The following is a 12,991-nucleotide window of genomic DNA, read 5'->3' as shown; positions in this document are numbered from 1 at the left end:
GGCACTCATGGCACGCTACGAAACCACCATCGAGGTGGCGGGGCCGTGGTCGCTGCGGACGAGCAAACGGTTCTGGGAGGAGTTCACGCCGACCGCCATCGCGGCCGACGGTGATCCCGACGTGCTGCACGCCCGGTTCATCAGCGAACGCGACTGGACGGCCGTCTCCGCGAGGATCACGCACCAGGACGCGACCGCCCGCATCGAGCTGTCCGGCGACGGCGATCTGATCGCCGCCGCCGGGCAGGTCGCCCGCTTCCTGTCCCTCGACGTCGACGCAACCGCGTGGTCCGACGTCGGCGACCGCGACCCCGTCATCGCCTCAGCGCAGCGGCAGCTTCCCGGCTTCCGCCCCTGCGGATTCCACTCACCCTACGAGGCCGCCGCATGGTGCGTGCTCTCCCAGCGCATGCGGGTTCCCGACGCCGCACGGCTCCGGCGGCACCTGATCGCCACCTACGGAGACGATGGCGCGTTTCCGGCCCCCGGCGCTCTCCTCCAGGCCGTCGACAGCGGAGACCTCACCCTCCCCGGGCGGAAAGCCGACTATCTCGCGGCGGTGGCGATCGCCGCCCTCGACGGCATCCTCGACGGCCCCCGCCTGCGTGCGCTGCCGGAGGAGGAGGCTCGCGAGCAACTCCTGTCGATCAAAGGGATCGGACCGTTCGCAACAGACCTCATCCTCATCCGCGGGACCAACGCGCGCGACATCGTGCCACGCGCGGAACGTCGACTTCACGCGGAGATCGCGTACCGCTACGGACCGGGCGTCACGCTCACCGACATCTCCGACGCCTGGCGGCCGTTCCGCTCATGGGCGGCGGTGCACCTCCGTGCCCTCAGGGAACAGCGCACCCACGAGATGAGTTGACACCGCCGGTGCAGCGCGGAAGGAGCGCTGTCCTCGATCGAGGACATCCAGTGAAGTCCTCGATCGAGGACGGTCGCCGCCTTTACGCGTGCCTGACGGACGCTCGATTCGTGCTCGCCACCCCCAGCCTGGCCACACCGCGGCTGAAGCTTGGCAACTTGCGTGCCACGAGGTGGAAGGCACGGCTGAGTTGGCGGTAGGGGTCTCGTTGGCTGGCTTCGAGTTCGACCGCGACCGTCGCCGCCACCTGCTCGGCATCGCCGGGGTCCAACTCGACTCCACAGAACTCGAGCCAGTCGACGAACAGCCAGACCCCGTACCAGCACAGTGGCTCCACGCCGCGGCGGCGGACGAGCTCGCTGAGTTCCTCCACCGTGTCGGCCCGTCCCCGCACCCCGAGCCCGGGCACGGTCTCGGTCCTGGTGTCGAACGCCGCCAGCGCGTCGTCCCACCGCCGTTCCAGGGCGGGGCGTACCGCCATCGTCCTGGCGTTGCCGGTCATGATCGACACGAGGCCACCGTCGGCGGCACATCGGCACAGCTGGTCGAGCAGCAGCTCAGGGTGCTCCTGGTACCCAAGCACGCCGTGGCACAACACCGCGGCGAAGCGTGCACCCTTGACCGCCTCGTCGGCGTTCTCGCCGTCGGCCTGCACGAGTGTCACCCTCTGCCGGGCCTGGTCAGGCAGCCGGTTGAGTCGCTGCCGGGCCTTGTCCAGCATCGCCGGCGACGAGTCGAGCAGCGTCACGTCGTACCCGGCTTGGGCCAGCGGAAACGACTGATGCCCCGCGCCACCACCGACATCGAGCACCCGAGCGGGGGCCGGCGGCAGATGCCTGAGCAGTTGCTGGTGCAGTACATGGGTGCGCACGTACCCCTTCACCGAGGCATAAGCCTCGTCAGCGAAGCGGTCAGGCAGGCTCGTGCCAGCCCAGGTGTCATCACTCATCGCCCCAGGGTAGCTTTGCCGCCTGCGGGGACAGCGTGGTCCGCGATGACGGTGATCTCCACGACGGCCAGGCGTGCTGTCCGGGTGGCTGAACGACAATCGGTCGAGCTGATCCGACCGATGGAGGCTGACGTGGGGCGGTGGGTGCTGCCGGATTACCGGGTGGGACGAGCGCGCTGGTGGCGGGTGTTGCGCGGTCTCAATCCGGGGGTGTTCGCCTTTGTCATGGCGACCGGCATCGTGTCCATCGGACTGGACGGTGCCGGCGTGCCGGTCGCCTCGGATGCGCTGCTGCTGGTCGGGTTGGCCGGTTATGTCGTGTTGGTGGTCGTGTCCGGGTGGCGTTTGCTGCGATGGCCGCGGCAGGTGGTGGCCGATGTGGTCAGCGCACGCGGGTTCACCTTCCTCACGTTCGTGGCCGCGTCGGACGTGCTGGCCGCGCGGTTGGCTCTCGACGGCTGGTGGCGATCGGCGACTGCGTTCCTGATCGTGGGGGTGCTGGCTTACCTGGTGCTGGGCTATGGCGTGCCGCTAAGGATGATCGCCGAACCACGCCGCCATCCGACTCTGGACCAGGTCAATGGCACCTGGTTCATGTGGGTCGTCGGAACACAGTCGGTCGCGGTCGCCGCTGCCACACTCGCGCCGTCGGGCCCCACGACTGTCCTGGCGGTGGTGGGGTTGGTGTGCTGGGCGACCGGTTTGGTGCTGTATCTGCTGCTGGCCGGGCTCGGTTTGGCCCGGTTGCTGGTGCGTCCGGTCGACGCCTCGGAGCTGGTTCCGCCGTACTGGATCTTCATGGGAGCCGCGGCGATCACGGTCCTGGCTGGCACCCGGCTGGTCACGTTGCCGGACGCCACTCAGCTGCTGTCGCGCGATCTCTTCACGGGCACCTCGGTGGTGCTGTGGTCGTTCTGCAGTTGGCTGATCCCGTTGTTGGTCGCCCTCGGCGTGTGGCGGCACATCGGGCGCCGGGAGCCGTTGCGCTACGACACCGCCCTGTGGAGCATCGTCTTCCCGGTGGGCATGTACGGCGTGGCCAGCGACCAGTTGGGCCGTGTCACCGGCGCGCCCTGGCTGGTTGCTCTGGGCGGCCGGGACGTGTGGGTTGCGCTGGCCGTGTGGATCATCGTGTTCGCGGCCATGCTCGTTGCGGGTCACCGCTGGTTGCGGGGTGACGGCGGCGGCCGAGGTGACGCAACATCGTGAACCGGCCGGTCAACGCGACCACGGTGTGCGCTCCCAGCCGCGGCGTGGGCTGCGGGTGCCGAGCTGGGGGTCGCGGCTGCGGTAGACGATGTAGGGCCGGGTGAGGTAGCCGAGCGGAAACGAGAACGCGTGCACGAGTCTGCTGAAGGGCCAGAAGGCGAACAGTGCCCAGGCGAGCAGCGCGTGCACCTGGAAGCCCAGTGGCGCGGCCAGCATCAGCTCGGGATCGGGCTGGAGGGAGAAGATCGACCGGAACCAGGGGGCGACGGTTTCCCGGTAGTTGTGGCCGTTTCCCGTGATGTTGCCGAGCACCGTGGTGACGAGTCCGGAGACCAGCGCGGCGACCAGGAGCACGTACATCGCCTTGTCGTTGCGGGTGGTCGCGGTGAACACCGGCCCGACGGTGCGGCGGCGATAGATCAGGATCGCCGCGCCGACCAGGGTGCAGACGCCCGCGATGGTGCCAAGGACGACAGCGACGACGTGGTAGAGGTCCTCGCTGACGCCGACCGCTGCGGTCCACGAGGCCGGCACCAGAATCCCGACGACGTGGCCGATGATCACGACGAGAATTCCGAAATGGAACAGCGGGCTGCCCAGCCGCAGCAACCTGTGCTCGTAGAGTTGTGAGGATCGCGTGGTCCAGCCGAACTTGTCGTAGCGGTAGCGCCAGACGTGGCCGACGACGAACACCGCGATGGCCACGTACGGAACAGCGACCCAGAGCAGGATGTCGAGCGGACTCAACCTGGTCATGGTGTGGCTTCCTTCCGTCCTGGGCTCGCTGCCCCGGAAGCAAACGGTTCCAGGCCGACTTCTTCCTCGGGTGGTCCCGAGGCGGCCAGTCGCGTGATCCTGTCCAGTTCCCGTCGGGTCAGCCGGGGCAGCGTCGCCGTCAGCGAGTCGAGCAGCCAGGCCCAGGGGGAAGCGGCCTCGTGCAGCCCGAGCCGCAGCAGTTCGATCCCGGCCCGGTACTCGATGAGCAGACGCTGGCCTGGTTCCGGCTCGGCCGCGGCGAACTCGAGGACGACCGCGACGTGATCAGGCAGCTCCTTGTCGGTGAGACGGAAACCCGCCGCGCGATAGGCGTGCTGGAATCGCAGCAGGGCCATGCCGCGCCTGCGCGTATCGCCGTAGGTGAAATAGCTCAGGTAGGGGCTGCACCGTTTCCGGTGATCGAAGGTCGCGACATAGTCGGCGGCGAGATCACCGAGCGGGGTGTGCTCGGCGTGCTGCAGGAACGCGGCGAGCGGATCGCGCACCGCCCGCTGCAACGGGCCGGATGGGGCCGTGACCTCATGGAGCAGCGGCAGGTGGGAGAGCAGCTGCTCGGTGGGGTAGTCCAGCAGCAGTGACTGCGTTTGCCAGGCGAGGGGATGGGCCCTGCTCATGACGTGCCACGCTCGTCGTTGCCGGTGTCCTGTTCCTCGCGGCGCGGCGGGAACAACCCTTCCGGTCTGCCCTTGCCGTCCCAGTTCAGCAGGTTGATGCGCTCGTGCTTGTTGACCGGTGCGGCGACGGTGTCCGAGCTTTGCCGGCTGGCCAGCATGTGGAGGTTCTCCACGGCGATCGGTGACGGGCGGCCGGAGGTCTCACCGAATGGTCCGCCCATCCCCGGACCGCCTTCGTAGTCGAGGCTGCAACCGGTGGCGAGCTCCTCGAGACCGTGTGCCTGTTCGGCGTGGGCCGGCGGAATGACGTAGCGCTCGTCGTACTTGGCGAGCGCAAGCAGTCGGTAGAGCGCGTGGATGCGTTCGCCGCTCATCCCCACGGCTTCGGGGACGGCTTCCCGTGGCTGTCGCCCGAGATTGATATCGCGCATGTAGCTGCGCATCGCGGCGAGCGTGCGCAGCACGCGGTCGACCGGTCGGGTGTCTCCCGCGGTGAACAATTGCGCCAGGTAGTCGACCGGGATGCGCAGCGCGTCGATCGCGGCGAAGAGGTTGTTGCTGTCCTCCGCGTCGTTGCCGGTGTCACGCAGGACATCGACGACCGGGGACAGCGGAGGGATGTACCAGACCATCGGCATGGTCCGGTATTCCGGATGCAGCGGTAAGGCGACCTGGTAGTCGTTGATCAGCGAGTAGATCGGAGACCGGCGAGCGGCGTCGAGCCAGTCATCGGGGATACCTTCCCGTTCGGCTGCTCGCAGCACCTCGGGGTCATGCGGGTTGAGCAGGATGTTTTGTTGCGCGGGATAGAGGTCCTGTTCGTTCGGGGTGGATGCCGCCTCCGCGACCCGGTCGACGTCGTAGAGCACGACGCCGATGTAGCGGAGCCTGCCGACGCAGGTCTCGGCGCACACGGTCGGCAGGCCGACCTCGACTCGGGGGAAACAGAAGGTGCACTTCTCTGCCTTGCCCGTGCGGTGGTTGAAGTAGATCTTCTTGTACGGGCACCCGGTGATGCACTGCCGCCAGCCCCGGCACCGGTCCTGGTCGACGAGCACGATGCCGTCCTCGCTGCGTTTGTAGATCGCACCGGACGGGCAGGACGCCGCGCAGGACGGGTTGAGGCAGTGCTCGCAGATGCGGGGCAGGTAGAACAAGAAGCTCTGCTCGAAAGTCAGCTTCACCTTGTCCGAAATGCTGTCGAGCATGGGGTCCCTGGCGGTTTCTTCCGGGCCTCCGCCGAGGCTGTCGTCCCAGTTGGCGGACCAGGTGATGTTCGTTGGCTTGCCGCTGATCAGAGATCTGGGGCGCGCGACAGGGGTGTGCTCCTGCAACGGGGCGGTCGTGAGATCGGCGTAGTCGTAGGTCCAGGGTTCGTAGTAGTCGCTGATGTGAGGCATTTTCGGGCTGGCGAAGATGGTGAGCAGTTTGCGTAGCCGCCCACCGCCCCTGAGCTTCAGCTTTCCGCGCCGGTTGAGCGTCCAGCCGCCGCGCCAGCGTTCCTGGTTCTCGTAGTCGCGCGGGTAACCTCGACCCGGCCGGGTTTCCACGTTGTTGAACCAGACGTACTCGGTTCCCGCCCGGTTCGTCCAGGCTTGTTTGCAGGTCACTGAGCACGTGTGGCACCCGATGCATTTGTCCAGGTTCATCACCATCGCCAGTTGCGCCATCGGCCGCATCCGTGGCTCACCTCTCCCGGGACGAGTGCACATGTCAGTAGGGGTTTCGCTAGTAGGTCACCTCCTGGCTCCGACGCCGTATCATCGTGATTTCGTCACGCTGGTTTCCGGTGGGCCCGAGATAGTTGAACGCGAACGACAACTGGCCGTACCCGCCGATGAGATGCGACGGTTTGATCAACAGCCGGGTCAGCGAGTTGTGCATGCCACCTCGCCTGCCGGAGGTCTCGCTGCGCGGAACGTCGATCAGCCGATCCTGGGCGTGATACATGTACACCGTGCCTCCAGGCATCCGGTGGGAGACCACCGCACGCGCCACGACGACGCCGTTGCGATTGACCGCTTCGATCCAGTCGTTGTCGGCCACCCCGATCGCCTTGGCGTCCTCCGGCGCCATCCAGATGGTTGGACCGCCGCGGGAGAGACTCAGCATGAACAGGTTGTCCTGGTACTCGGAGTGGATCGACCATTTGTTGTGCGGGGTGAGGTAGCGAACGGCGATGCCCTCGGCGCCGCGTTCACCGATACCCGGTTCGCCAAACAGCGCGGTCATGTCCAGCGGCGGCCGGAACACCGGCAGATTCTCCCCGACCTCGGACATCCACTCGTGGTCGAGGTAGAAGTGCTGACGCCCCGTGAGCGTGTGCCACGGCTTGCTGCGCTCCACGTTGATGGTGAACGGTGAGTAGCGGCGGCCACCGGCTTCGGAACCGGACCACTCCGGCGAGGTGATGACCGGTACCGGCGCGGATTGGGTATCGGCGAAGGTGATCCGCTTTCCTTCGTGTTCTGCGGCGAGATCGGCCAGTCTGGTGCCGGTGCGCTGCTCCAGCCGTCGAAAGCCCTGGGTGGCGAGGTGCCCGTTGGTGGTACCCGACAGCGCGAGGATCGCCTCGCACGCCGCTCGATCACGGGCCAGGGACGGTCTGCCAGCGGCGACACCGTCCCGCACGGTGCCGTTGGTGTCGCGCAGGTACGCCACTTCCCCGCTGACGTCGAAGGTGACACCCTTGGTCGTGACGCCGAGCGTGTCCACCAGCGGTCCGAGTGCGGTCATCTTGGCCGCAACCGCACCGTAGTCGCGTTCGACGGTCGTCAACCGGGGCATGGTCACCCCGGGCACCGGCTCACAGTCACCCCGGCGCCAGTCGCGCACGATGCCGTGCGGCGTCGCCAGTTCGTCCGGGGTGTCGTGTTGCAACGCCGTTGCCACGACGTCCCTGCGCACGCCGAGGTGTTGTTTCGCGAGCCTGCTGAACGCTTCCGCGATGGACTGGAACGCGTGCCAGTCAGTGCGAGTCTGCCAAGGTGGCGCGATCGCCGGGTTGAACGAGTGCACGAACGGATGCATGTCCGTGGTCGAGAGGTCGTGTTTCTCGTACCAGGTCGCTGCGGGCAGCACCACGTCGGAGAAGATGGTGCTGCTGGTCATGCGAAAATCCAGGGTGAGCAGCAGATCCAGCTTGCCGATCGGCGCGTTCTCCCGCCAGGTCACGTCCCTGGGCCGGGCGCCGGGTGGTGCCTCGTCCGCGCGCAGGGATGAGTCCGTGCCGAGCAGATGCCTGAGGAAGTACTCGTTTCCCTTGGCCGACGAGCCGAGCAGGTTCGCTCGCCACATGCTCAGCACGCGCGGGAAGTTCTGCTCAGCATCAGGGTCCTCGCAGGCGAACCGCAACCGCCCCTGCCGTAGTTGCGCCACCACGTGGTCGGCCACGGATTTTCCCGCCTGCTCGGCCTCGTCAGCGAGGTCGAGCGGGTTGCGGTCGAAGGTCGGGTACGAAGGCATCCACCCGAGCCGGGCCGACTGTGCGATGACGTCGGCGGTGGTCATGCCGGCGAACCGGCCCCCTGGGCGTGCCGCAGAAAGGGCCTCCGCGCCGATCGGGTCGTATCGGAACTGGTCGGTGTGCAGGTACCAGTAGGCGGTTTGTACCATGTGGCGCGGCGGCCGCTGCCAGTCCAGCGCGAACGCCAGGTGCGCCCAGCCGGTGAGCGGGCGGCACTTCTCCTGGCCGACGTAATGTGCCCAGCCGCCACCGTTGACGCCCTGGCTGCCGGTGAGCGTGGTCAGTGCGAGAAACGTCCGGTAGATGGTGTCGGAATGGAACCAGTGGTTGGTTCCCGCGCCCATGATGATCATCGACCGGCCCCGCGTTTCCTCCGCGTTGGCCGCGAATTCCCGGCCGACCCTGGCCGCCGCCGCGGCGGGCACCCCGGTGATGGGTTCCTGCCACGCGGGCGTGTATGGCTGGGAGGCGTCCGCGTAACCGGTTGGCCAGTCGCCGGGCAGGGTGGGGCGTTGGACGCCGTACTGCGCGAGCAGGAGGTCGAAAACGGTGGTGACCAGGTGCTCGCCGATCCGTCGCACCGGAACGCCGCGCCGCAGCTGGCCGGGTTGGTCGAAGCGCGGCAACTCGACCACAACACTGTCGGCCTCGCCGCTGTAGAGGCTCAGCCGCGGCCGGTGGTCGCCCAGCTCAAGATTCCACCGGCCGACGCCGTCCTCCCCGTAGCGGAATCCCAACGATCCGTTGGGCACCACGGGTTCCCCGGTGTCATCGTCGATCAGCACGGTTTTGAACGCCGCGTTCTCGCCCACGCAGTCGTGGAGATCCGCCTCGGTCAGGAACCGTCCGGGCAGCATGACACCGTCGGCGCCTGGGTCGAGCCGCACCAGGAATGGCAGGTCCGTAAAGCGGCGCACGTAGTCGGCGAAATACGGCACCTCGCGCTGAACGAAGAATTCCCGCAGCACGACGTGGCCCATCGCCATGGCGAGTGCACCATCGGTGCCGGGCCGCCCGGCCAGCCACTCGTCGGCGAACTTCACGTTGTCGGCGTAGTCGGGCGAGACCGCAACCACCTTCTGGCCCCGGTAGCGGGCCTCGACCATCCAGTGCGCATCCGGTGTGCGGGTCACCGGCAGGTTCGAGCCCCACATGATGAGATAGCCCGCGTCCCACCAGTCGCCGGACTCGGGGACGTCGGTCTGGTCACCGAAGACCTGCGGGCTCGCCACAGGCAGATCGGCATACCAGTCGTAGAACGACAGCATCGTGCCGCCGAGCAGGGACACGAACCGGGAGCCGGAAGCATGCGAAACCATCGACATTGCCGGGATCGGTGAGAATCCCGCCACCCGGTCCGGCCCGTAGGCCCGGATCGTGTGTACGTGCGCGGCGGCGATGATTTCGCAGGCTTCGTCCCAGCTCGCCCGCACCAGTCCGCCCTTGCCCCGCGCTGCCTTGTACCGATGTGCGGTCACCGGGTCGGACACGACCGCTCGCCAGGCCAGTACCGGGTCGCCGGTGCGTGCCTTCGCTTGGCGATACGCCTCCAACAACACGCCCCGGACGTATGGGTACCGCACCCGAGTTGGGGAGTAGGTGTACCAGGAGAAGGCAGCCCCGCGTGGACAACCGCGCGGTTCGTAGTCCGGCCGGTCGGCCCCCACCGCCGGGTAATCGGTCTGCTGTGCCTCCCAGGTGATGATGCCGTCCTTGACGTACACCTTCCACGAGCACGACCCCGTGCAGTTCACACCGTGGGTCGACCGGACCACCTTGTCGTGGCTCCAGCGGTCCCGGTAAAACTCGTCGGCCTGCCTGCCACCCCGCTTGAACAGCACACGCGAGTCCGCAGACACCTCGTCACGGGTGAAGAACCGACGCGTGCGGACAAGAGCCTCCATCAGGTCTGAGTGCACTCGCGGCCCGCGTCGATCGGTGTGTGCCATCGCGTGTCGCCCACCTTCCCACGCCGACCCCAACGTACTCGAAGGTGGCCAACATCACAGGATGCAGGGACTGGGATCCGGCCAAGCTTGATCGACGCGCGGACCCACCCGCACGCGACACGGGGCACCACGGACCGGTTCTTCTCAGACCAACGCGGCAAGCGGTGGTCACCCAGTTAGTCACTCAACGAAGCAGCGGGGCCGATGCTCTCGCGAACATCGGCCCCGCTACCTGCGTGGAGCTGACGGGATTCGAACCCGTGACCCCTTGACTGCCAGTTCTTTTCTGCTTCCACGACCTGGAAGGACCGGCTCAAACGGCGTTTGCCTCCGCTGCACCGACCTGCACGTTTCGCACCTGTCGCGATGGTCGCGGTCCACAGATGGTCCACGCGGACCACGAATGCTGTAACAGTAGGGGCACCGCAACCGCGGACACGTATCCGCTCTCCACAACAAGGAGCATCGAGCATGACCACGGCCGATACCTGCCCCGAGTGAGCTGATTCGGCACCGTACTACGACCACCTGCATGAGGTTGCCAACCTACCGGGTGGTGAGCGAACCGACGCGCTCGTTCGCCGTCGCGGATATGCCGTACGCATGAGCGGTCCACTCCCGCAGACATGGGTCTTCTTAACACCTTGAGCCCGCGCTGGTGTTCGGCCGAGCCGGCCGCATGTCTACCCTCATCACGTCCTACGACGTGCGACCTGCGACAGACGAGATCCGATACGACGAGCAGTTGCAGCGCGACGTTCGGACGCTCTATGTCCTTGCAGAACGTTGGGCGCTCGATCGTCGATACGATGAGCGAGAGGCGTTCGAACGATGGCTACGCGGCACCAGGCCTGAGTCTTCTCACTTCCACCCACCCCGCCGGAGCGGTGGCCAGTAAACAACGGCTATCACGGTGCTGAGACGGCGTGTGGCCAGCAGATGGGCCGTTCTCCACGATCGAGCCTCGCCGTTCTAAGTGTCGCTCTGCGGCCTTCTCATTGAGCCCTGAGAAGGCCGCAGAGCGGTTTTTATTCGGACGCCGACCCAAGGTCCCGGCAAACTGCTGCCCGGCCCTGCTGCCCCCACTGTTCCAGCCCCGATAGCGAGTCCTGACCAATCGGCTGTCACCTCGATTTCTGCAGGTCAATAACGACGCGGTGACAAGGTGACAGCGGTGACACACCGCAGGTCCGCGCCCGACCGGTTGACCACCGCGAACCTTCGTTCGTAACGATTGCCGTTGCTACGCTCGATCGCGTGCGTGGCGCTGGAGATGAGCTGAGTATCGGGGAACGGGTGGCGTTCTACCGGCGTCGCCGTGGCATGTCGCAGGCGCTGCTTGCCGGGCTGATGGGCCGGTCTGAGGACTGGGTGAGCAAGGTCGAGCGCGGCGAGCGGCAGGTGAACCGCATTGACGTCCTGGTCGAGCTGGCACGCCAGCTCCGGGTCACGCTCAACGACCTGCTCGGCGAGCCGGTGCTGTTCGAAGACGAGGACAACAACGACGACGTTCCCGCAGTCCGTGACGCGCTAATGTCTCCGCAGCGGCTGTCCCGGACACTCTTCGGCGACGTCTTGCAACCCGAGTACGTCGATCCAGAGCCGGTCGCTCGGGTGACCGAGGAAGCTTGGCACCAGTACCAGAACGGTGCGGTCGGGCACGTGATCGACGTACTGCCGGGCTTGATCAAGTCAGCCCAGCAGCTCGAAAGCGGCGCAGCTGGCCGTCCGAGCTATGCGCGCAGGGCTTACGCGGTGTCTGCGCGGATTCACCATCTGGCCGCCACGACCCTGAGCAAGGTCGGCGAGGCGGATCTGTCCTGGATCGCTGCGGAGCGCGCTATGCAGGCCGCCGACCAAGCCGAGGACCCGCTCGTCCTAGCTTCCGCCGCGCGCGCCGGGACTCATGCCCTACTGGCGGTCGGCCGCTTCGACGAGGCGCTGAGCCTCGGCGAGACTGCGGCGCGCTGGATGGCTCCCGCGCTGCGTGAAGGCGATCCTGGGGCGCTGAGCCTGTACGGCATGCTGTTCCTCCGCACGGCGGTCGCAGCTGCGCGGCGGCAGGACCGGCGCACAGCGACCGAGCTGCTGAACCAGGCCAGCACGGCCGCGGAGCGGCTCGGAAAAGACGCGAACTACTGGCAGACCGGCTTCGGGCCGTCCAACGTCGAGTTGCACCGCTTGTCGGCTGCGCTCGACCTTGGCGACGTCGCGAACGTCGTCGAGCGCGGCGAAGCCGTCCGCCCCACTCATCTTCCGATCGAGCGCCAGGTCACGCACGCGATCGACCTCGCGCGAGCACTGAGCATGCTCGCGCGGGATGACGACGCGCTGCGGGTGCTGCTCGACGCAGAGCAGAAGGCACCGCAGCTGGTGCGGCACAGTTCGATGGTCCGCGAAGTTGTGCGGACGATGTACCGGCGCGCGCCGGTGAGCAACGGGAAGTCCTCGCCGTTGCTGGGGTTGGCTGAACGATGCAGGGCGGTTCGATGAGCACACGCACACTCGGTTTGATCGGTTCTGCCGCCGGGGGGCTGGAGCGCATCCGGCCCGCGTTGATCGAACCGGCGATCGCCCGCGGCTGGCAGGTCGCGGTCACGTTGACGCCCACCGCCGGCACATGGCTGGAGGCCACTGGCGAGATCGAGCAGATCGAGAAGGTGACCGGCCAGCCGTGCCGTGTCTCCCCGCGCTTGCCGGGCGAACCGAGCCCGCACCCGCCGATCGACTGCTACCTGGTCTGCCCGGCCTCGTCCAACACGGTCGCAAAGCTCGCCCTCGGCCTGGCCGACAACCAAGCGCTGACCAGCGTGTGCGAAGCGATCGGCGGCCAGGTCGTGCCGGTCGCCGTCTTCCCGAGGATCAACGCGGCGCACGCACGACAGCCCGCCTGGAACTCACACATCGAGGGGCTTCGCAGCGCGGGAGTGCACCTGCTGATGGGCGACGAGTACTGGCCACTGCACGAACCTCGCAGCGCTCCGGGCAAGGATCTCCCGTGGGCGAAGATCCTCGACGCTGTCGATGCGATCGTGCCTGGTCAAGGCGTGTCCAGTAGCGACTGAAACGGACCCGGACAGTTTGTCCGGGTCCTCTTCTTGATTCCGGGTTATCCTGATACCAGCGCCCCAAGAGGTGGGGCTGATCAGGAAGGAC

The 12,991-nt window shown here is 67.1% G+C and carries 9 protein-coding genes; 4 read left to right on the top strand and 5 right to left on the bottom strand.

Going from position 1 to position 12,991, the window contains the following annotated elements; translation table 11 throughout:
• Window positions 1-7: 7 nt before the first annotated feature.
• The gene (locus IEY17_RS02935) at window positions 8-871 is read left to right on the top strand and encodes a DNA-3-methyladenine glycosylase family protein (protein ID WP_188985060.1); all 864 of its coding nucleotides are present in this window, start codon (window positions 8-10) and stop codon (window positions 869-871) included.
• Window positions 872-953: 82 nt separating this feature from the next.
• Here IEY17_RS02935 and IEY17_RS02930 read toward each other — a convergent pair whose 3' ends face one another.
• Entirely contained in the window at window positions 954-1,742 is a 789-nt protein-coding gene (locus IEY17_RS02930; protein WP_229679786.1) for a class I SAM-dependent methyltransferase, read from the bottom strand.
• On the opposite strand from IEY17_RS02930, the gene IEY17_RS02925 reads away from it, so the two are divergent.
• Window positions 1,704-3,029, top strand: a complete 1,326-nt coding sequence (locus IEY17_RS02925) for a tellurite resistance/C4-dicarboxylate transporter family protein (protein WP_229679785.1) — start codon at window positions 1,704-1,706, stop codon at window positions 3,027-3,029. The two genes, IEY17_RS02930 and IEY17_RS02925, sit on opposite strands and share 39 nt — an antisense overlap.
• A gap of 9 nt (window positions 3,030-3,038) precedes the next feature.
• Here IEY17_RS02925 and narI read toward each other — a convergent pair whose 3' ends face one another.
• Genes narI through IEY17_RS02905 form a run of 4 tightly spaced genes read right to left on the bottom strand, consistent with a single transcriptional unit; the run spans window position 3,039 to window position 9,790 of the window.
• Entirely contained in the window at window positions 3,039-3,785 is a 747-nt protein-coding gene (narI, locus tag IEY17_RS02920; RefSeq protein ID WP_188985054.1) for a respiratory nitrate reductase subunit gamma, read from the bottom strand.
• Complete coding sequence (gene narJ / locus IEY17_RS02915) at window positions 3,782-4,420, bottom strand: nitrate reductase molybdenum cofactor assembly chaperone (protein ID WP_188985052.1); 639 nt, start codon at window positions 4,418-4,420, stop codon at window positions 3,782-3,784. The genes narI and narJ overlap by 4 nt, the downstream gene beginning before the upstream one ends.
• Window positions 4,417-6,099, bottom strand: coding sequence for a nitrate reductase subunit beta (gene narH, locus IEY17_RS02910; protein ID WP_188985050.1), 1,683 nt, complete (start codon window positions 6,097-6,099; stop codon window positions 4,417-4,419). Before narH ends, narJ begins: the two co-directional genes overlap by 4 nt.
• A gap of 49 nt (window positions 6,100-6,148) precedes the next feature.
• Complete coding sequence (locus IEY17_RS02905; RefSeq protein ID WP_229679784.1) at window positions 6,149-9,790, bottom strand: nitrate reductase subunit alpha; 3,642 nt, start codon at window positions 9,788-9,790, stop codon at window positions 6,149-6,151.
• Window positions 9,791-11,092: 1,302 nt separating this feature from the next.
• On the opposite strand from IEY17_RS02905, the gene IEY17_RS02900 reads away from it, so the two are divergent.
• Together IEY17_RS02900 and IEY17_RS02895 are read left to right on the top strand one after the other, a co-directional pair.
• A complete protein-coding gene (locus tag IEY17_RS02900; RefSeq protein ID WP_188985046.1) occupies window positions 11,093-12,328 on the top strand; it encodes a helix-turn-helix domain-containing protein in 1,236 nt (411 codons plus the stop codon).
• Window positions 12,325-12,900, top strand: a complete 576-nt coding sequence (locus IEY17_RS02895; protein ID WP_188985044.1) for a flavoprotein — start codon at window positions 12,325-12,327, stop codon at window positions 12,898-12,900. Before IEY17_RS02900 ends, IEY17_RS02895 begins: the two co-directional genes overlap by 4 nt.
• Window positions 12,901-12,991 lie beyond the last annotated feature (91 nt).

The sequence above is a fragment of the Saccharopolyspora thermophila genome (genome assembly GCF_014646075.1).
Lineage (GTDB): Bacteria > Actinomycetota > Actinomycetes > Mycobacteriales > Pseudonocardiaceae > Saccharopolyspora > Saccharopolyspora thermophila.
This window is presented reverse-complemented; position numbering and strand designations above follow the sequence as displayed.